The organism is Loktanella gaetbuli, from assembly GCF_020531945.1.
GTDB classification, from domain to species: domain Bacteria; phylum Pseudomonadota; class Alphaproteobacteria; order Rhodobacterales; family Rhodobacteraceae; genus Loktanella; species Loktanella gaetbuli.
Genome location: NZ_JAJATZ010000003.1, coordinates 158,137 through 177,659 on the forward strand (window position 1 = coordinate 158,137; position 19,523 = coordinate 177,659).

The window sequence follows — 19,523 nt, forward strand, 5'->3', positions numbered from 1 at the left end:
GAAATGAGATCATATACCGACGACGAAAAAAAATTTATGACTTTTATCACAGAGCACGCAGTCGCTACAAACTCCAATTTTGCAAGGCTAGCCTCCGATCATTTCTTTACGACTGGCAGCCGACCTATCATGTTGGTAATTGACGAAGGGAAACGCGTACTTTTATTATGCAGTAAAGGAAAATTTCATGACGAATTTTACAAATTCATCAACTATGTTGCATTAATGGAGGAACTCGAAAGCGAAAGACTTATCATTCGCATTCCGCAGAGAAACTCACACTACTTCGTTGGCGAGCTAGGGGATTCCTACCAAAGGCCTGCGCCAAACGGCGCTACAGACTTCATCTCACCATCGACAGGCAACTTCATCAGGTCAGATAATTTTGAAACGCTCCAAAACCTTTGGTCAACCAAGACCGAAGCGCTAGAAATTATTGAAATTGAGTCAGAAAGCATGCCTGATTTGGCAAGCCGCCTATCCAATGCATTTTCCAGTGTAGTTTACCCTCGAGAGACACTCGTAAATCTCGTGCGGAACAAATTTAGAAATTTCGAAGAAATAAGACACAGAGAGACAATGACAGTAGCTATAGCCGCAATAAGTGTAACGATCTTATTTTCAACTATCTCACTTATACTAAGCACGATATAAAAACATGCCGCCGAAAAATTATCGATCCCAACGAAAATAGCCCCTAAAAGAAAAGTCGGACCCAATCATCATATCAAAATTAACGCTGAGCTTTGAAACACTCAATCTCAATTTCGTTCCTAAATCTTGAAGCGGCATCGCTTCTCATACCTTCGGATGAAAATTGGGGAACATCATACGCTCTCATTACCATCATTTCAAAGGTCTCGTTTCCTTCGCTCACAGCCATCATCTGACTTAGGGCTATTCCAAGCTGACGATTGCTCATGATACTTTCTGCCAAGTCGCCATAGTTTGCGCATGACGCCCTTTCGTCCGCGCTACCATCTTGAGCAAAACTTTCCGTAGCGAAGCTCGCCGAAAGCATCAAAGAAAAAGCTACGATGCCAGCTAGTCTCATCATGATTCAATGTTTTCCATTTCCAAAAATTTCTCTTTTGCTGGCACGCTCTACAATGGAAGTGACCGAGTCAAACGAAAAATCTAGCTACTGTCGGTACAGAACAAGTACAGATCGTAACGGCGCGTAGCACTACCAGTTTGATTACTAACAGTTATTGCGAAATCGCGTCGCCCCCTCCTAAGGGGCAGGTTGCAGGTTCGAACCCTGCCGGGGTCACCAAAAACACCTGATGTGAGTTACAGCATCCCTTTTCCAAAAATCACACCATCCCCTTTCCGCGCAGTGGTTTTTTGCAGGTTTAATTTACGATTGCGGTTTCTCAATGCATAGCTTTCCACATCCTGCCTCAGATAGATGCCGTCGAAACTTTGGTGCGCAGTTGAGACCTCTTCGACCTCACTTGCCTCGATCAAAGCCTTAATTACACGCTTTGGTTCAACAACCTCTGCAGCAGCGGTCCGAAGCGTCAGGAACTTTGCGTGGAACGCGTCAGCATCTGCAGCAGTGACGCGGTGGCGTGATTTACCGGACTTGGGATCCAAAATGACTGTGGCCTCCATTAGGCCTGAATCGATCAGCGCCTGCATGGTTCCTTTTGTGACGATGCCCAATGCCTGCCCGAAGACAAACGGGGACTGGCCTTCTGGGAAATGTTCCTTCGCCAGTGCATCAACTTTCTCCGGCACGACATGGACTGCTGCATAGCCTTTTCGTTTGTGATCAATGCCAACGGCGACGTCACCCTTCAACACAGCGGCCACGACGATCCCAATCGTCAATCGGCACCTGACAGCTGCATCGTGGATGTGCTCCCAACTCTGATCGTCGCGACTGATGTCAGTAGATTTTTCGGTCAGCTTGCTTAGGAAAGATTCAATCTTTGTCGGATCCCAGGCTGAACGGGCACGTGCCCTTTGCACCGTCGGTTCAACAATCTTGGCAGCTTTCAATGCATTCAGCTGGACATCGGAAATGGAGAAGGCCTTACGCAGCACCGCTACATTGATCAAACCATCGAGTTTTTCGTTCAATCCATCGATCATGCTGGCGGGGAAAGTGAGCTTTGCACTGTGACGTTCATCACTTGAGTCGATGATATCCTCCGCTGCCGACTGCAAAGCAGACAGCTACAAGACAAGATTATACGAGTCGCTCACTCTTGCTGTTCACGATGGAAAGGCAACACGTCGGGCGTAAAGCGGGCATCCGTTGCTCTACCTAAATTACTTCGAACAACAGCAATAGCGGACATACATGAAAGTGAAGGCTGCTGCATGCTGTGATGCAAGAAATTACGTAAGGGGGTATAGGTCCGGTTTATTATATGCGCTCATCGACGCTGGATGTTGAAATATATTGTTGTGACACAAGTTCAAATGCTCGCGCTAACGAAATGAAGTATTGCTTACATCCGCGGCATTCCCTTTTGTCGCATCAGCCGTTTTTGCGCGGCGATGCGGAATGGGGCGTTCGGTGCGCCGTAACCGGAGTAGCCATTCTGTCGCTGCACGATCTCAAAGAACATCCCGCCCGCGTAGGGGCGTGAATAGAAATGGTAGAACGATCCCTTCGCATCTTCGTCATAGAGGATATTGCCAGCCTTCAGTCGTTCCAATTGATCTGGGTCGAGGTCAAAACGGGCTGCAAGATCGGCGTAGTAGTTGTCAGCCATCGGAAGGGACTTGAAACCCATTTCGGTCATGGCGGCGCTGGTCGCGAAGATATCGTCGCTGGTCAGTGCGATGTGCTGGACCGATGCGCCAAAACTGTCAGCCAGAAAACCTCCCGCCATCGTGCGGTGCGTGTCAGCGCCGTTCAGGGTGATCCGGAACGCACCGTCCGGCGTTTCGATCGCCTGACTGCGCACTAGGCCGTCGGGATCGACCACATCGACCATCGGTGATTTCCGCATATCGAACATGGTGGTGTAGAACAGCGACCAACTGAGCATTTCGTCATAGCTCATCGTCTGGGCCAAATGGTCGATCCGCATCAGGCCCGCATCTGCGGCCTCATTGGACATCTGATTGAATTCCACGTCCCAAATGCTCTTAAGCGCCGACGACGCGTCGACGAAATGCAGAACGCTGCCGCTTAGACCCCGGATAGCGGGAATATCAATTTCGCCCGGGCCGACCGGTTGCTTGAACAGATCAGCGCCAAGATGCTGAGCGCGGCTGACGGCCTGGTTGGCATCACAGACCGACAGGCCGATATCGCACACGGTCGTACCGTGCATGGCATAGGCGCTGCTGGCATAGCCTGTGGTTTCACGGTTCACGACAATCCGAATGTCGCCCTGGATCCAGAGGGCGAGTTGCTTTGCGATGTGGGTGCCGGCGTGGCGAAAGCCAAGCGTCTGCAGCATGGCCTCGAATGCATCAGCTTCACGGCCTCGGGTCGCGAACTCGACAAAGGATACCCCGTCGACATTGGCGCGCGCGGGCATCTCAGGCGCAGTCTTTGCCGTTGCGGGCTCTGCTCGGCGCACATCATCCATGAGCGCCACCAGCGACCGGTGACCGTCCTTTGCAATCGTCTTGGGCTGCCCGCCACGGAACTGATCGTTGAAGATCTCGAGCGAGATCGGCCCTGCGTATCCCGTCGCCATGACGGCTGTCATGAAATCGGCCACTGCAAGTTCACCTTCGCCCGGCATATTGCGGAAGTGGCGCGACCAATACAGCAAGTCCATCTCGATCAGGGGCGCATCGGCAAGCTGGACAAAGAAGATCTTGTCACCGGGAATGCGCCGGATCGTTTCGGGATCGATTTTGCGAGCCAACGTGTGGAAACTGTCCAAGACAAGGCCTACGTTTTTATGGTCTGCACGCCTGACAATCTCCCACGCGTCGCGGTGGTCGTTGACGTGCGTGCCCCATGCCAAAGCCTCGTATCCGACGCGCAGGCCACGTTTGGCGGCCCGATCGCCCAGTTCCGCGAAATCGGCGGCAGCACGGTCGATCCCACCCAGGGCTGCTGGATGGCAGCTCGAACAGATCAGAACCAGGTCGGTGCCCAACTCTTCCATCAGATCGAATTTGCGTTCCGCGCGGTCGAACGCCTTGGCGCGCAAGGGGTCTGGCAGGCCTTCGAAATCTCGAAACGGTTGGAACAACGTGATCTCCAGCCCCATGGAGCGGATCAGATCACCGACCTCGCGGGGGTTGCCGTCATGGGCGATGAAATCCTGCTCAAAAATTTCGATCCCGTCGAAACCGGCGGCGGCAATGGCTTCAAGCTTTTCGAGCAAATTGCCGGAAATGGACACAGTCGCGATTGATGTTTTCATGAAAGATTATCCATTATAGCCAAGCAGTCGCGGCAGGAACAAAACGATGTCCGGCACAAAAGTGATCACTATCAGGGCGGCGATCAGCGCCAGCAGGAACGGCCAGATTTCCTGAATGACCTTGCCGATTGGTGCGCCAGAGACATTCGACACAATGAACAACAGCAACCCGTAGGGCGGCGTAATCAGCCCGATCATTGCGTTGACGACGACGACGACACCGAAATGGACCATGTCGATGCCCAGTGCCTCCGCTGTCGGGATCAGGATCGGGACAATGATCAGCAGGATCGCACCACCCTCAAGGACGCATCCCAGAACCAGAATAAGCACGTTGACGGCGATCAGGAACGTGATGGCGTTCATTTCCCAGTCGAGCATCACCGATGCGATCTGGTTGGGCACCTGTTCGCGCACAATCACGTATTCGAACGCCAGCGCACCCGCGACAAGAATGCCAACTGCGGCGGTAGACCGCGCGGATGACAAAAGCGCCCCGTAAAACTGCCTGATGCTCACCGACCGATAAAGAACAATGGAAATGACGAGCGCGTAGAAGGCCGCAACGGCAGCGGCTTCCGTTGGAGTGACGACGCCGCCATAAATGCCGCCTAACAAGATGACTGGAAGGAGAAGGGCTGGCAGCGCCTTGAACGTCAAGGCCGGTAGTTCACGCGCGGGAACGACATCGTCCACGGGGAAATTTCGGCGGCGCGCAATGACGTAGTTCATTCCGGCCATCATGAAGGCCATCATCAGGCCGGGCAGTATGCCGGCGGCGAACAGGAAGCCGATGGATTGGTCCGCGACCAATGCATAAAGGACCATTGGGATTGACGGAGGGATGATCGGCCCGATGGTCGCCGTGGCAGCGGTGATCGCGGCGGCGTATTGGGGTGTGTAGCGCCCATCTTTCGTCATCATTCCGATGATAATCTTGCCCATGCCCACGGCATCCGCCACGGCAGATCCGGACATGCCTGAAAAGATTACCGACGAGACGACGTTGACGTGCCCCAGCCCACCACGGAATCGACCCACGAGCGCCTGACAGAACCTGAGCAGCCTGTCGGCAAGAGATCCTACGTTCATGATGTCGGCCGCGAGGATAAACAGCGGGATGGCAAGCAAGGTGTAGCCGTTGAACAAACCCTGCAACATGGTTTCAGGCGCCAGTCCCGGATCACGGCCAGCAAGCACAAGATACATCAGCGATCCGGCGATCATGGTGATGCCCACCGACTGTCCCGCAATCACGAGGACGACAATCAACACGATCGCAAGGGTAAGTGGATCAGTCATAGTCGTGCGACTCCGGATCTTGGGGGAGGTGGACGTGCGGACCACGTCCGGTGACGGCATCCCAGACTTGAACAAGCGCGCGGATGATCACGGCCACCGCGAACAGCATGTAGATGGAAAAGACCCAGTTGAAGGGAATGCGCAGGGCCGCCGTGCGTTCGCGCGCCATGAAATCGATGTAATCCCAAACAGCTGGAAGCGTGAAAATAAAAATCGCCGCGATCACAAGACCGCCAAAGATGTCAAAGACGCGGCGCCATGGGCGGGGAACGGCGTAATACACCATATCGAGGCGGATCACCTCGCGGCCCTTCACAACGAAGGCGTAGCCGAACAGGATGCCCCAGAGCCACGCGAGCGTGACCCATTCGACCGTCCAGTCGACGGAAATATTAAGCACGTAGCGAAACAGGACTTGCAGGAGGAACACGACGAACATGCTCAGCAGCAGCGCTGCAAGGATGTTTTCGGCACGCGCGCGCAGCCACAGTCCGGTTTTGACAAGAGCTTCCATGGTGACCGGCCTCCACTCCGGTGTGGTCTATGAGCGGGGCCAAATTGGCCGGCCCCGCCAGAGATCATCGGGTCGGCGATTACATATCGCCGATGGCTTCGACCAAACCTTCGGGCCAGTCAGCCGAATACTCGGACGCCCGATACACACCCAGAACATGTTCGCGGAAGGCCGCGTTGTCGGGCATGTAAACGTCAACGCCATTGGCTGCGATTTCCGCGGCCAAATCAGCCTCCTGCTGGAGGGTGATCGCATCAAGTGCCGCCTCGAACCCGTCGGCGCAGCCTTGAACGGTTGTCTGCTGTTCGGGTGTCATCTCATTCCAGGTCTCAAGCGAGATGGTGAACAGATTTGACGCGATCAGGTGGCTGGTAGTGCCGATGTGGGTCAGCACCTCGTCGAATTTCATCGAACGCGTGGCAGGAAAGCCGTTGTCCTGACCGTCGATCGCGCCAGTCTGAAGGGCCGTGTAAACTTCGGTGAACGGCACCGGCACGGGTGTGGCACCCATGGCCTCGCCTACGAACTGCCAGCCTTCGCCCGGCGGCATGCGCAACTGCACACCGTCAAGGTCTTCGGGTGTCATGATCCGTTCGTCACCGACATAGCCGATGTGGCGCGCGCCGATATAGGGAAACGCAAGAACCTTGACCTCTGCAGTCTCTTCGATCTCGGCCAGCATGTCGTCAATCACGTCGCTGTCGTAGACAGCGCGCATGTGTTCGTAATCCCGGAACAGGAACGGGGTGCCGAGCACGCTGGTCGATGGCACCTGGTTCTGAAAATCAAACGGCGCGAGGTTACCCATGTCGAGGTTGCCCCGCTGCATGGCAGTCAGTTCAGTGCCTTGTTCGAATAGTGTCGCACCGTGGAATGGCTGAAAATCAAAGCCCACGCCCAAGCAATCGCCAAATTCCGTCTGGAGAGTTTCGGAACGGATATCGGTCGGGGATACGGTGTCCGAGTAGATAAGTTCGATGGCATCCTGCGCGAACGCGGCATTCGCCATCAGTGCAAGGGCCGCGGCCCCGGTCATCAGTTTCTTGGTGGTCGTCAAACGCATTGGTATTCCTCCCTGTCGCGTTTCGTTTCGTTGTCGGCATGACAACGGATCATGTGGCGTCGAAGCCTTTGAATGTCGCCATCATCCGGGCGGCATCGGCATCGCGGCCGGTAAAGAGTTGAAAGGCGCGGACGGCCTGAAAGACGGCCATGCGCGATCCGTCGAGGGTGCGGCACCCTTTTGCGATTGCGATGCGCAGAAACTCGGTTTCCAAAGGAAAATAGACGATCTCCGCAACCCAGTGGTCCGGGGTCAGAAGCGCCGTGTCGATCGGGGTTCCGGGCAATTTCGCCATACCCATAGGCGTAGCGTTGACAATACCGTTCGCGCTGGCGGCGCACTTTGCGACATCGTCCACAACATGTGCTGTCTTCGTTCCTGTCAGCGTGTTGACCCGATCCGCCAATGCCGAAGCCGCGTCCGCTCTGCTGTCGACGATCATCAACTCAGTGACGCCAAGATCTTGCAGGGCAAAGGCCAAAGCACCACCAGCACCACCAGCGCCGATCAGCAAGATCCGATCAAGTTTCACATCTGGCAGGCCGTTGCGCATCCCTTCGGCAAATCCCCAGAAATCCGTATTGTGCCCAAATCGTTTGCCGTCGCGAAATACCAGCGTGTTGACGGCCCCAACCTTGCGTGCTGCCTCCGAGAGCTCGTCCGTCAGCGCGATCACCGCTTGCTTGTAGGGAAACGTAATATTGAGGCCAGAGAACCCTGCGGCCTCGGCATGCGCGACGATATCTGGCAGGTTACCCCCGGTTTCCAGTTGCTCCGGATCGATCAGGTCGTAGCGATAGTCCAATCCTTGTGAGAGTCCTTCGGCCACATGCATCGCTGGCGTACGGGACTCTTGTATTCCGTTGCCCACAAGGCCGACGCGCACAGATTTGCTCTGTGGATATGGCTCTTTGCAAAGCGGAGTCGCGCTCTCGCTCATTTCACAATCCTCCCACGGCAATAATTCTGCCGCCTCCAAAACCAGATTGTACCGAGCGGTTAATTCCGTCAAGCATTTTGTACTAGCCGGTTAATTTGGGGAATGTTAGGGTCTGGTTATGAGGAGTAGGTGGATGAACCGGACCACTGCAAAGGTAGCTGGCAAGCACAGTCAAAGCTGGAAACAGGACCCGGAAGGCGTGCGCCGCGATATCCTGGACGTTGCGATTTCGGAATTTGCTGCACGCGGTCTGTCCGGTGCACGAATTGACGACATTGTCGCCCGGACACGCACGTCAAAGCGCATGATCTATTACTACTTTGGCGACAAAGACGGGCTTTATGCCCGCGCGCTCGAAGTTGCCTATTCAAAGGTCCGGCGTGGCGAGGAGGAACTCGACCTTGACGGTTTGCCGCCACTCAAAGCCCTCGAAAAACTTGTTGGGTTCACGTTCGACCACCATCGGGCCAACCCGGACTTCATCCGTATGGTCATGATAGAAAACATCCATAACGCCGACTTCATTCGGAAATCAGACATGATCAGGGGATTGAACGTCGCCGCGATCGACACATTGCGCAACATCTGCTCGCGCGGTGCCAAGGACGGAGATTTCCGCGCGGATACCGACCCCGTGCGCCTGCATTGGCAGATATCGGCGTTGTCCTTTTTCAATGTCTCTAACCAGCCGTCCTTTTCGGCTTTGTTCGGGCCCGATTTGTTTACCGACACACAACAGAAAATCCTTCGCGACGAGATCATCCGGCTGGTGGTTGGATCTGTCCGCGTTTCAACGGAGCCAACCACATGATAAACCCTGAAATCGACATCTTTCTGAAAGTCTGGAACGAGAAGTGGAGCACGCTTCCCAAAGGATCCGGTCCCGCCGAGCGACGCACGCATTTTGAAGACATTGCCGAAGATATGCGCCTGCCAACGCCCGACGATGTCGATTGTTCAAAGGAACATATCGTCGATACCTCTGCCGGTCCGGTACGTGTACGTGTGTTTCGATACCAAAACGATGACCTACAACCTTGCCTGATTTACATGCACGGCGGGGCATGGATGCAAGGCAGCCCGGAGACACACTGGGACATTACCGCGCGGATCGCATCGTGGAACCGGCAGACGGTCATAAGCGTGGATTACGCTCTCGCGCCGGAACGACCCTTTCCGCAGGCCTATGATCAATGCCTCGCTGTGACAAAATGGGTCAAGGCAGAGTCCAAAGACCTGTCCGTCGATCCCGATCGCATCTCAATTGGTGGCGACAGTGCAGGTGCGAACCTTGCCGCTGCCGTCTCACTTGCCCTTCAGGGAACGGATGACATGCCAATGGCGCAACTGCTCGTCTATCCGGCCTGCGATTTCGACACGTCGCGCCCGTCCATGGTGGAAAACGCCGATGGACCGTTGATCTTCGTCAAAGACATGGACGCGGTGAATGCGATGTACTGTCCGAATGCGGCAGACCTGAAAGACCCACGGGCAGCGCCGCTCTACGGAGCCGACCATACAGGCCTCCCGCCAGCCTTTATCGCCGTCGCTCAATATGACCCCTTGCGCGACAGCGGGCGCGCTTATGCAGAAACGTTGAAAGCAGCGGGCGTTGACGTCGTCCTCGACCAAGGGGAGGGTTTGATCCATGGCTATCTGCGGGCGATGGAATTCTGCAGCGATAGCGTGACAAAGCTGGAGGATATGGCAGCATGGTTGCGTGACATGAACGACGGCAAGATCGGGTGACCCGTCCTCCCGTACCTGCTTTGACCTTCGCCTTCACGATTGAGGCGGAGATTGCGAAACCACAATCCGCTGGCTCATCGCCGCATGGAGAAAGGCTTCATATTCCGATAAACGGGGGGCGCGTACACGGACCGAGGCTGACAGGAACCATTTTGCCCGGAGGTTCGGACTGGCCTGTGATCGGACCTGACGGAAATTCCAGGATAGAGGCACACTATACCATCAGGGCCGACAATGGAGCGTTGATCTATGTGGTCAACAAGGGCCTGCGTGTTTCCTCTACCGACACGCTTCGGCGACTGCGCGCCGGAGAACCAGTTGATGCCTCTGAGGTCTACATGCGCGCCGCGCCGGTTTTTGATGCACCGGACGGCGTACACGCCTGGCTGCGCGATCGAATTTTCGTATGTTCGCTGGCGCCGTCGTCCGGATCGGTGACGATTGATGTGTATTCAGTGGATTAGACGTTGCCTCTGGACAGATGAATGTCGTCCAAAAGAAACTGGCACCAGAGCAACCGATAAGGCTGGCCATGTCCGCTCTGTGCCGTCAGCGGCGCGCTCTAAGTGCTTCCCAATAAATCTCGCGCGATGCGCTCAAAGATCGAACTTCCAATTGGGATCAAGTCATCAGGAAAATCGTAGTCCGGGTTGTGCAAGGCGGCATAATCTTCGCCCGGTCCAAGGCACAACATCGCGGCTTTTGCGTTCCATCCGAAGACGCCGAAGTCCTCTGATGCACGCATTGGCACGCTCTCTTCGCCGTATGGGACACCGATTGCATCCATCGCCTCTACAGCGACGGCATAGGCTTCTGCGTCGTTTATCGAAGCTGCAAAATGGTCGTGTATTTCAAAACTCACACCCAGCCCGAATTCTTTTGCGAGTGACCCGGCAAGGTCTCGCGCCGCAACCTCAAGACTTTCCAAGCTTGCATCAGTTGCAGTGCGCAAAGTAGCAAACACTTCGGCTTTACCCGGGGAAATCCCAAAAGTTGGCTCTCCGATTTTGGCATGAGTGATTGTCACCAATCGAAAATTGTTGTTGCGCGGCCCACCATCGCCATGACCAAGCGCATCAAGTGCAGGGATGAGTTTGGCGACAGCCAATACCGGAGAGACACCGTCCCGCGGGTCGGCGGCGTGGGCGGTTTTTCCGCTCAGCATGATTTTCAGACCCAGAGACGCGCAATTCATCAGCCCAACGCGAGTCGCAACATACCCAAATGGGCTTCCCGGTTGATTGTGGATCGCAAAGGCCCAATCTGGCTCGAGGTCTTCAAAGGCTGGATCGGAAACCACCGCTTTCGCGCCGCTTCCATCTTCTTCCGCAGGCTGAAACATCAAAATGACACGTCCTTTTGCGACGGGCCTGCGCGAGATCATCCGCCCCAAGGCGAGCAGCATCGTCATGTGGCCGTCATGTCCGCAGACATGGCTCTTGCCCGAAATTTCGGAAAGCCACTCGATGGAACTGTTGCGCTCTTCGATCGGGAGGGCATCTAGCTCAGCGCGAAACAGGACCGTCGGGCCGTCTTGGCCGCTATCAAATACGGCGGCCACACCATGCCCGCCCAATCCAGTCACAATCCGCGAGGGCGACATCCGCTTCAGCGCTGCCACAATAGTATTTGCGGTTTCGGCTTCTTCGCCGGAGATTTCAGGACGGCGGTGAAGCGCACGGCGAAAGTTTGTTAGTTCAACAAGATCACTATTTGTCAGCATGTTCACTGATGCTTTCGAATTTGCGCTGCGCCGCAGTTTAATGAATGACTTTATGAAAGGCCATTCGGCCTATGGACTTCAGGAGGCTTGGTGTGAGGGCCCCAGGTGTTTGATCCCACGATTTGATGGTGCGAGATACGGTGGAGACCTCTTTGCCCCTATGATGCCAAGGCTGATCGACTTTCTGAAAGCACGCATCGATCAGCCCTGACAGGTGATATCGCCCATCTGGCGTGTTCACACCGTTTGCCTGCACCTCGGGAAAACGACTTTCTCGCATGGGTCTGTCAGGGGTGGTGCGGACCCTGAACTTCGGTGCGGGATTTCGCGGATTGCCGGACCTTTGGCATAGGCAATCACGGCACGGCAGAATCTGACTGATGCAACCGGCGTTTAGCCCACGGTTGCAGCGCTTCCGGCGTGGTGCCCCCGGTCAGACCATCCGGATCACATCCTTGTCGATGGCCAGCATATACCCCTTGCGCGCGATATTTTTCACCAAGAGTTCGCTTACCATCTGGTTGCCCAGCGTATCGCGCAGCCGCTTGATGCGGGTGGCACCCGCCGCCTCTTCGCAGTCGGATGGATCGCGCCCCGAGATGACGCCTTCGATCTCGGCACCGGACAGAACCTCGTCATCCATACGCGCCTCTGCCAGGACGGACAGCGTCTCAATGGCAGCCTCAGTCAGCTTGAATTCGAAATTGTTCAGATAGACCGCTTTTTGATCGCGGCTGATCAACAGAGAATTCACCTCGATCCCCTTTCGCTCGATCTGGCCCATGCGACGGGTCAGTCCGATCAGCATGACAAGAAAAGCGATGGCCGCCACCAGCAGCGCCGTCGAAAAGACAAGCAACACGAAAATCACGAACCGATAGGACGACAGCGTATCACTAAAGGCCGTCCCGGATTGCGCGATGATTTCGAGCAGCTTGATTTCGGCGTTGCCGGTCAGCGTGTCATTTTCCACGAACAGCTGTTCGACCCGCGCATTGAACGCGTTGGCGTCCGGCAGATTGACGAACAGCAAAACGGCGGCACCCGCCAGGATCACGACGATGGCGATGATCCCGCCCAACACGATCCGATTGCCGATTTCGCGCCCTTCAGTAGCGGAGGAAATATTCACCTGCGCTGTCCTTTCTGCTGTCCAGTCCCGCATCGCCAAAGGTGCCGACGATGTTCAACAGAACCCAACCATCGGCTTGCAGCTTCGGACCGATCTGGTCCTTGGCCGAATCCACCGTGCAGGGTTCGTCGATCTCGGCAACACCGTAGTGCAGGCGCAGCGGGTTATCCTGTTTCGCCTTGTAGTCGGCAAAACAGGCAGCCTGCGCCGCTGTCGTGGTGGCGATCAAAACGAGGGTCAGAGAAAGAATGTGTTTCATGTCAGCACTGAACCTCTCGTCTTGATGTTATGCAATATCCCGCGATGTTATCGGCGCAGCACCCTGTCCGCCAGTGCCTGTTATTGCCTGACACCGTGACCTGACGGACGGTTGTTCTCCAATGCGGGCACGCCCGCCCGAGCCGGAGACACCGACATGCACAAAACACTGATCGCCATGATTGTGGCATCCACCTTGGCTGCGACCCCCGCCGCACAGGCGGAAACAGACAAGGACACGACGCTGGCACGCATCGCCGTCGGTCTGACAGCCGCGCTTGTCCTGGCGCAACTGATGTCATCGGATGCAGACGACACCAGCGCCACCATCCTGCCGCAGACAACCCGCGACCGGGGTGGGCTGACAGACGGGATCGCGCCACCGGTGACAGCCCCTGGAGGGGCGCGGATTGGTGCCGACTGGACCGGCACACGTCTGCCCCGGTCCTGCCGCCTGGGCAACTCTCATTACGACGGCGACTGCCTGCGTGACCAGCTACCTGTCACGTCACCTTTACCAAATATCTGTGCCGAACGAGTGATGCACGGCAATCGGGTCAGGACACTCTATCACGATGGATGCCTGCGTGCGGCGGGCTACCGCTAGGGCTTGCACCCCAAAGGCCCGCGCATGCAGTTTAGGGCATGACACATTCACCTGACTACACATTCGAGCTGTCCGCGCGCACGGACGGGTTTCACCATATCGCGGGCGTCGACGAGGTCGGGCGCGGCCCGATCGCGGGCCCAGTGGTCGCCGCGGCTGTGATTCTGGACCCGGACAATATCCCGGACGGCCTGAACGACAGCAAACGCCTGACCGCGCGCAAACGCGAGATCCTGTTCGACCAAATCCCCAAGGTCGCCTTGGTGGGCATAGCAGAGGCAACAGTCGCGGAAATCGATAAGCACAACATTCTCCGGGCCAGCCATATCGCAATGGTCCGCGCCATCGCAGCCCTACCCCGCGCGCCTGATTTTGCCCTGATCGACGGCAACCTTCTGCCCCGCGATATGCCCTGTCCCGCGATGACCATCATCAAGGGTGACAGTCGGTCTTTGTCGATCGCTGCGGCTTCAATTATGGCGAAAGTGTGGCGCGACAGATTGATGGTGGGATTGGCGCAACAGCATCCGGGCTATGGCTGGGATCGAAACGCCGGATATCCGACACCCGAACACAAAGAGGGACTCAAATGCAACGGTGTCACACTACATCATCGCCGTAGTTTCGCCCCTGTCCGCAATATCTTGTGGCAAGGAAAAAACCCGTAGCTGTGGACAACTTTATCCGTTGCGGTTGATTTGCCCGCTGGGCCATCCTGTACCCAATTCACGAGCCGGAAAAAATCTGGCCGGGACAGAGGCAGAGCATGACAATAAAAACAAAGGGCCAAAAGGCCTTAACGCTACCGCTTAACCAAATTTTGGACGGCGATTGCATCCAACGGATGAACGCCCTTCCAGCGAACAGCATCGATCTGATCTTTGCTGATCCGCCCTATAACCTGCAATTGCGGGGCGAATTGCATCGGCCCGACAATTCCAAGGTCGATGCCGTCGACAATGACTGGGACCAGTTCGACAGTTTCGCCCGCTACGACCGGTTTACCCGCGACTGGCTCAAGGCGGCGCAGCGGTTACTGAAACCGAATGGCGCGATCTGGGTCATCGGCAGCTATCATAACGTGTTCCGCATGGGTGCCGAATTGCAGAACCAGGGGTTCTGGATTCTGAACGACGTGGTCTGGCGCAAGGCCAACCCGATGCCGAATTTTCGCGGCAAGCGGCTGACCAACGCACACGAAACGCTGATCTGGGCATCCAAGTCCGAAGGCGCGAAATATACCTTCAACTACGAGGCGCTGAAGGCCCTGAACGAAGGCGTGCAGATGCGCAGCGACTGGATGCTGCCGATCTGCACCGGTCACGAACGGCTGAAGGATGAGGACGGCAACAAGGCACATCCGACGCAAAAACCGGAAAGCCTGCTGCACCGCATTCTGCTGGGCACCACGAACCCCGGCGACGTCGTGCTGGATCCGTTCTTTGGCACCGGGACCACCGGTGCCGTCGCCAAGATGCTGGGGCGCGATTACATCGGGATCGAACGCGAAGAGAGCTACCGCAAGGTTGCGGAAAAACGCCTGTCCAAGGTCCGCAAATTCGACCGCGAGGCGCTGGAAGTCACGCAGTCGAAACGGGCCGAACCGCGCGTCGCATTCGGTGTTCTGGTCGAACGTGGCATGCTGCGTCCGGGCGAAGAGCTTTGGTCGATGAACGGGCGTCACAAGGCCCGCGTACGGGCCGATGGCACCCTGATCGGGGGCGATATCAAAGGGTCCATTCATCAGGTCGGCGCCCATCTCGAAGGCGCGCCCAGCTGCAACGGCTGGACCTATTGGCAATTCCGCCGCGACGGAAAAAAGGTCCCGATCGACCTGCTGCGCCAGCAGATCCGCGCTGAAATGGCTGCCAACACCTAAGGATTTCACAGTTACCGCCGGTGCCTCGCGACGACGGCCGCACAATGATGCGGCCGCGCAGGCACTAACTTGCCCCGGCTCTCGCTAACGCGAGGTCGGGGTTTTTTTTGTGCCATCCATGCTACGTCACCCATCAAAGAAGGAGCACAACATGACGGACGCCACACAAATCACTCTCGCCAGCCGGCCACAGGGCAAGCCGAGCACGGATAATTTCAAACTTCAGACGGCAACCCTGCCCGCGGTGCAGGATGGGCAGATCCTGGTCCGGGTCATCTGTCTGTCGCTGGATCCCTACATGCGCGGCCGCATGGACGACGCCAAATCCTACGCCAAACCGGTCGAAATCGGCGAGGTGATGGAAGGCGGCGCTGTCGCAGAGGTCATGGAAAGCCGCAACACCGATTTCAAACCCGGTCAGATCGTCGTGGGTGCATTCGGCTGGACCAGCCATGCCATCAGCGATGGCGAGGGCGTGCGTGTGGTCGATCCCGAACAGGCGCCGATCTCGACCGCCCTGGGTGTGCTGGGTATGCCCGGTATCACAGCCTGGGTCGGTCTGAACGACATCGGTCGCGCCAAGGATGGCGAAACCATCGTCGTTTCAGCCGCGACAGGTGCCGTGGGCGGAGTGGTTGGTCAGCTGGCCAAGGCACGCAACATGCGTGTCATCGGTGTGGCCGGCGGTCCCGAAAAATGCGCCTTTGCTGTCGAGGAACTGGGCTATGATGTCTGCCTCGACCACCATGACCATGACGCCAAGAGCCTGTCAGCCGCGATCAAGGATGCGGCCCCGGATGGTGTCGACGTCTATTTCGAAAGCGTCGGCGGCAAGACCCTCGAGGCGGTGCTGACGCGCATGAACACGCACGGCCGCATTGCATTGTGCGGGATGATCGCCTGGTATTCCGGTCAGGGCGTGGCCGATGCACAGCCCCTTCCCGCCGTGTGGCGCAACATCCTGACCCGTCGCCTGCTGGTCGAAGGGTTCATCATCTTTGATCACTACCACAAATTTCCTGACTTTGTGGGGCAGGTCGCACCGATGGTCGCGGACGGCACGGTGAAATTCCGCGAAGACGTGGCAGAGGGTCTGGAAAACGCACCGCAAGCGTTCCTCGACATGCTGTCGGGCGGCAATTTCGGAAAACAGCTGGTGCGCGTCGGCGCAGACCCCGCCTAGCGCGGCCAGGGATTGGACGCCGTTTTATACGGTGTCCAATCCGTGATGTGCGGATAATACTGGCGGCGCCATGCGCGGACCCTTGGGTTCATCATGCGCCGCCACAAGGGCGGTGTCATTGCCACGATGCCCATCACCGGATAGCCGTAGGGCAATTGCGGTGCCTCGTCTGCGCCATAGTTCTGCAACAGCGGGAACCGGCGGTCGGGTTTGTAGTGATGGTCGGAATGCCGCTGCAGATTGATCAGCAACCAGTTCGACGCCTTGAACGCAGCATTCCAGCTGTGGCGCGGCTTGGTGTGTTCATATTTCCCGTCGCCCAGATGTTCACGTGTCAGCCCGTAGTGTTCAATGTAGTTGACCAGTTCCAGATGCCAGATCGCGACAAAGGCCTGTAGCACGAACAGACCCAGCCCGACCCAACCGCCGACCACAAATGCAATCGCCAGAAACCCGAGTTGCAGCGCGCCATAGCGCCAGAACGGGTTGCCGAAATCCCGCGCAGGCTTGCCCTTGCGGGCCAGCATCGCTGCCTCTGCCTTGAATGCCGAAGTGGCGCAGCCCACCAGCACACGCGGAAAGAACCGGTGAAACCCCTCGTTGTAGCGGGCCGTGACCGGATCGCGCGGCGTGCCGACATAGCGATGATGCACCAGCAGATGTTCACTGCGAAAATGCGAATACAGCGCCATCGCCAACAGGATATCGGCCATCCAGCGTTCGATCTTGGGCTTTTGGTGCATCAGCTCATGGCTGTAGTTGATCCCGATGGTTCCCGTGATTACGCCCATCCCAAAGAACAGGCCGAACATTTCCCACCCGCCCAGATGGTCCGTCCGTGTCACGTAATAGATCATCGCGAACAGTGATACGCCCTGTATCGGGGCCCAGATGATCGTGATCAGACGATACCACCACAGTTGATCGTCACCCGTCTGGGGGTCCTCGTTCGCCTCGTTCAGACCCGCAAAGATATCGATGACGCTGAACAGATACCACGTCGTCAGCGGCAACAGCAGGACAGCCCAGCCGCCAACGACCGCCGACACCCAGGCGATGGGGATCAACAGCAGCGACAGCCAGAACGGCAGTGCCGCGCTGAACCGCGCAATCCGGTGAGGCTGTGAAATATCGGTCATGGTCCGGATGATCCCTCGTCCCTGTGGCCAAAGTATGAAGGCTTTCAGTCAATAATCAATTGGCCGGACGCAAGGTCATAGACCTTGCGCATGACGGTGGGTAACGCCGCCGGGCGAAAGGTACCATGCGGGATAAAGTCGCCCCTGTCCGCCACGGCATCCGCTGGCACGCGCGCCGTCATGATCGTTAAATCCAGATGGAAATGGGTAAAGGTATGACGCGCTGTGGCGTCCAACCTGTACCAGTCTGCGTCCAGCGGCGGATCTGCGACCGGGGCATCGCCCCAATCGGATCCGGGCCAGCCCAGCATACCGCCCAGCAGACCCTTTTCGGGTCGCGTTTCCAGTAGCCATGCCCCATCGGCGCGTCGGGTGACATAGGCAATCCCGCGGCGGGTCGGAACCTTCTTTTTCGGGGTCTTTTTCGGCAGCTCTGACGCCGTGCCAGCCATGCGCGCCCGGCATGGATCACGCCAGGGGCAGATGCCGCAGGCCGGTGATTTGGGTGTGCAGATCGTGGCCCCCAGGTCCATCACGGCCTGCGCATAATCGCCGGGCCGCTCAACGGGGGTCAGCGCCTGCGCCAATGCCATCAGTTCCGGCTTGGCGGCCGGCAATGGCGTATGCACGTCATGAATGCGCGACATCACTCTTTCCACGTTGCCGTCCAGCACCGTTTCGGGCTGGTCGAATGCAATCGCGGCGACGGCGGCGGCAGTATAGGGACCGACCCCCGGTAGCGTCAGCAGCGTCGCATGATCGCGTGGAAACTGCCCACCATGATCCGTCACGACCACCCGCGCGCATTTCAGCAGGTTGCGGGCGCGGGCATAATAGCCAAGTCCCGCCCATGCAGCCATGACCTCGGCATCTTCGGCCGCGGCCAGATCAGCAACCGTTGGCCAAATGTCGGTGAATTTCCGCCAATAGTCGCGCACGGCGGCCACGGTGGTCTGCTGCAACATCACCTCTGACAGCCAGACACCATAGGGGTCTGGCATCACGCCATTTTTTCGGTCCTCGGGCGGGACACGCCACGGCATGGCCCGCGCATGGCGATCATACCATTGCAAAAGCTGTAACGCTTGTTCACGCATTCTTCACCTGTTGCCGGGGCTGCGCGCACTGACTTGGCGCGGGACCACCCTTAGATTAAGTCATGACTATGAAACAGCCCAGGCGCCATTCAACCACACGCGGCTTCTCCCGCGCAGCGACGCTGATGCAGACACGCATCCGCACCGCGACCGAAGGCCGTGGCTTTGCCGAATCGCGGTTGCTGACCCACTGGGCGGAAATCGTGGGCGAACAGATCGCGGGGATCGCGCGGCCCGTCAAAATATCCTACGGACGCGGCGCGCTGGGGGCCACGCTGACGGTGCTGACCACGGGGTCGAACGCCCCGATGCTGGAAATGCAAAAACCGCAACTGCTGGAACGCGTGAATGCCTGCTACGGCTATCGCGCGATTTCCCGCATCCACATTACACAGACCGCACCCACTGGGTTTGCAGACGGGCGCGCGCAATTCGATCATGCGCCCAAGGTCGCCCCCGAACCCGACCCAGCCGTGCAGGCACAGGCCAAGGCAGCGGCGGCGGGTGTGGGCGACGACAACCTGCGGGCAGCCCTAGAGGCATTGACCGCGAATTTCCTGACGAAACAGAAAACCTGACCAAAGGATC

21 protein-coding genes are annotated in these 19,523 nt (G+C 57.3%); 9 read left to right on the plus strand and 12 right to left on the minus strand.

Annotation, left to right across the window (positions count from 1 at the left end; all coding sequences use genetic code 11):
- Nucleotides 1-3: 3 nt before the first annotated feature.
- A complete protein-coding gene (locus tag LGQ03_RS07360; protein WP_226747884.1) occupies nucleotides 4-654 on the plus strand; it encodes a hypothetical protein in 651 nt (216 codons plus the stop codon).
- 79 nt (nucleotides 655-733) lie between these two features.
- On the opposite strand, the gene LGQ03_RS07365 is transcribed toward LGQ03_RS07360, so the two are convergent.
- The 7 genes from LGQ03_RS07365 to LGQ03_RS07395 all read right to left on the minus strand — a co-directional run bounded on the left by LGQ03_RS07365 (nucleotide 734) and on the right by LGQ03_RS07395 (nucleotide 8,168).
- Nucleotides 734-1,057 (minus strand): hypothetical protein, encoded by a 324-nt coding sequence (locus LGQ03_RS07365; protein ID WP_226747885.1) that lies wholly within the window; start codon nucleotides 1,055-1,057, stop codon nucleotides 734-736.
- A 236-nt stretch (nucleotides 1,058-1,293) separates the two neighbouring features.
- Entirely contained in the window at nucleotides 1,294-2,088 is a 795-nt protein-coding gene (locus LGQ03_RS07370; RefSeq protein ID WP_226747886.1) for a hypothetical protein, read from the minus strand.
- 374 nt (nucleotides 2,089-2,462) lie between these two features.
- On the minus strand, nucleotides 2,463-4,349 hold the full coding sequence (locus LGQ03_RS07375) for a bifunctional sugar phosphate isomerase/epimerase/4-hydroxyphenylpyruvate dioxygenase family protein (RefSeq protein WP_226747887.1): 1,887 nt from the start codon (nucleotides 4,347-4,349) through the stop codon (nucleotides 2,463-2,465).
- A gap of 6 nt (nucleotides 4,350-4,355) precedes the next feature.
- On the minus strand, nucleotides 4,356-5,651 hold the full coding sequence (locus tag LGQ03_RS07380; RefSeq protein WP_226747888.1) for a TRAP transporter large permease: 1,296 nt from the start codon (nucleotides 5,649-5,651) through the stop codon (nucleotides 4,356-4,358).
- Nucleotides 5,644-6,165, minus strand: a complete 522-nt coding sequence (locus LGQ03_RS07385) for a TRAP transporter small permease (protein WP_226747889.1) — start codon at nucleotides 6,163-6,165, stop codon at nucleotides 5,644-5,646. The genes LGQ03_RS07380 and LGQ03_RS07385 overlap by 8 nt, the downstream gene beginning before the upstream one ends.
- A 79-nt stretch (nucleotides 6,166-6,244) precedes the next feature.
- A complete protein-coding gene (gene dctP / locus LGQ03_RS07390; RefSeq protein ID WP_226747890.1) occupies nucleotides 6,245-7,228 on the minus strand; it encodes a TRAP transporter substrate-binding protein DctP in 984 nt (327 codons plus the stop codon).
- 49 nt (nucleotides 7,229-7,277) lie between these two features.
- Nucleotides 7,278-8,168: a shikimate dehydrogenase gene (locus LGQ03_RS07395; RefSeq protein ID WP_226747891.1), complete on the minus strand. Its 891-nt coding sequence runs from the start codon at nucleotides 8,166-8,168 to the stop codon at nucleotides 7,278-7,280.
- Nucleotides 8,169-8,301: 133 nt separating this feature from the next.
- On the opposite strand from LGQ03_RS07395, the gene LGQ03_RS07400 reads away from it, so the two are divergent.
- The 3 genes from LGQ03_RS07400 to LGQ03_RS07410 are packed head-to-tail and all read left to right on the plus strand — an operon-like array spanning nucleotide 8,302 to nucleotide 10,381.
- Entirely contained in the window at nucleotides 8,302-8,979 is a 678-nt protein-coding gene (locus LGQ03_RS07400) for a TetR/AcrR family transcriptional regulator (protein WP_226747892.1), read from the plus strand.
- Entirely contained in the window at nucleotides 8,976-9,917 is a 942-nt protein-coding gene (locus tag LGQ03_RS07405) for an alpha/beta hydrolase (protein ID WP_226747893.1), read from the plus strand. Before LGQ03_RS07400 ends, LGQ03_RS07405 begins: the two co-directional genes overlap by 4 nt.
- Nucleotides 9,914-10,381, plus strand: coding sequence for a DUF3237 domain-containing protein (locus LGQ03_RS07410; protein WP_226747894.1), 468 nt, complete (start codon nucleotides 9,914-9,916; stop codon nucleotides 10,379-10,381). The genes LGQ03_RS07405 and LGQ03_RS07410 overlap by 4 nt, the downstream gene beginning before the upstream one ends.
- Nucleotides 10,382-10,479: 98 nt before the next feature.
- On the opposite strand, the gene LGQ03_RS07415 is transcribed toward LGQ03_RS07410, so the two are convergent.
- The 3 genes from LGQ03_RS07415 to LGQ03_RS07425 all read right to left on the minus strand — a co-directional run bounded on the left by LGQ03_RS07415 (nucleotide 10,480) and on the right by LGQ03_RS07425 (nucleotide 13,031).
- On the minus strand, nucleotides 10,480-11,640 hold the full coding sequence (locus LGQ03_RS07415) for an amidohydrolase (RefSeq protein ID WP_226748185.1): 1,161 nt from the start codon (nucleotides 11,638-11,640) through the stop codon (nucleotides 10,480-10,482).
- A gap of 433 nt (nucleotides 11,641-12,073) precedes the next feature.
- Nucleotides 12,074-12,772, minus strand: coding sequence for a winged helix-turn-helix domain-containing protein (locus LGQ03_RS07420; protein WP_226747895.1), 699 nt, complete (start codon nucleotides 12,770-12,772; stop codon nucleotides 12,074-12,076).
- Nucleotides 12,750-13,031, minus strand: a complete 282-nt coding sequence (locus tag LGQ03_RS07425; protein ID WP_090158229.1) for a hypothetical protein — start codon at nucleotides 13,029-13,031, stop codon at nucleotides 12,750-12,752. The genes LGQ03_RS07420 and LGQ03_RS07425 overlap by 23 nt, the downstream gene beginning before the upstream one ends.
- 156 nt (nucleotides 13,032-13,187) lie before the next feature.
- On the opposite strand from LGQ03_RS07425, the gene LGQ03_RS07430 reads away from it, so the two are divergent.
- From LGQ03_RS07430 to LGQ03_RS07445, 4 genes are all read left to right on the plus strand, one after another.
- Entirely contained in the window at nucleotides 13,188-13,637 is a 450-nt protein-coding gene (locus LGQ03_RS07430; RefSeq protein ID WP_226747896.1) for a hypothetical protein, read from the plus strand.
- 38 nt (nucleotides 13,638-13,675) lie between these two features.
- Nucleotides 13,676-14,305, plus strand: a complete 630-nt coding sequence (locus LGQ03_RS07435; protein ID WP_226747897.1) for a ribonuclease HII — start codon at nucleotides 13,676-13,678, stop codon at nucleotides 14,303-14,305.
- 98 nt (nucleotides 14,306-14,403) lie between these two features.
- Complete coding sequence (locus LGQ03_RS07440; protein ID WP_090158226.1) at nucleotides 14,404-15,516, plus strand: site-specific DNA-methyltransferase; 1,113 nt, start codon at nucleotides 14,404-14,406, stop codon at nucleotides 15,514-15,516.
- Between the two features lie 151 nt (nucleotides 15,517-15,667).
- Entirely contained in the window at nucleotides 15,668-16,699 is a 1,032-nt protein-coding gene (locus tag LGQ03_RS07445; protein WP_226747898.1) for an NADP-dependent oxidoreductase, read from the plus strand.
- Here the strand turns inward: LGQ03_RS07445 and LGQ03_RS07450 are convergent.
- Nucleotides 16,696-17,838 carry an alkane 1-monooxygenase gene (locus tag LGQ03_RS07450; RefSeq protein ID WP_226747899.1) on the minus strand — a complete coding sequence of 381 codons (1,143 nt, stop codon included), beginning with the start codon at nucleotides 17,836-17,838 and terminating at the stop codon, nucleotides 16,696-16,698. The two genes, LGQ03_RS07445 and LGQ03_RS07450, sit on opposite strands and share 4 nt — an antisense overlap.
- 44 nt (nucleotides 17,839-17,882) lie before the next feature.
- Nucleotides 17,883-18,935 carry an A/G-specific adenine glycosylase gene (mutY, locus tag LGQ03_RS07455; RefSeq protein WP_226747900.1) on the minus strand — a complete coding sequence of 351 codons (1,053 nt, stop codon included), beginning with the start codon at nucleotides 18,933-18,935 and terminating at the stop codon, nucleotides 17,883-17,885.
- Nucleotides 18,936-19,003: 68 nt separating this feature from the next.
- On the opposite strand from mutY, the gene LGQ03_RS07460 reads away from it, so the two are divergent.
- Nucleotides 19,004-19,513, plus strand: a complete 510-nt coding sequence (locus tag LGQ03_RS07460; protein ID WP_226747901.1) for a DUF721 domain-containing protein — start codon at nucleotides 19,004-19,006, stop codon at nucleotides 19,511-19,513.
- Nucleotides 19,514-19,523: the final 10 nt, after the last annotated feature.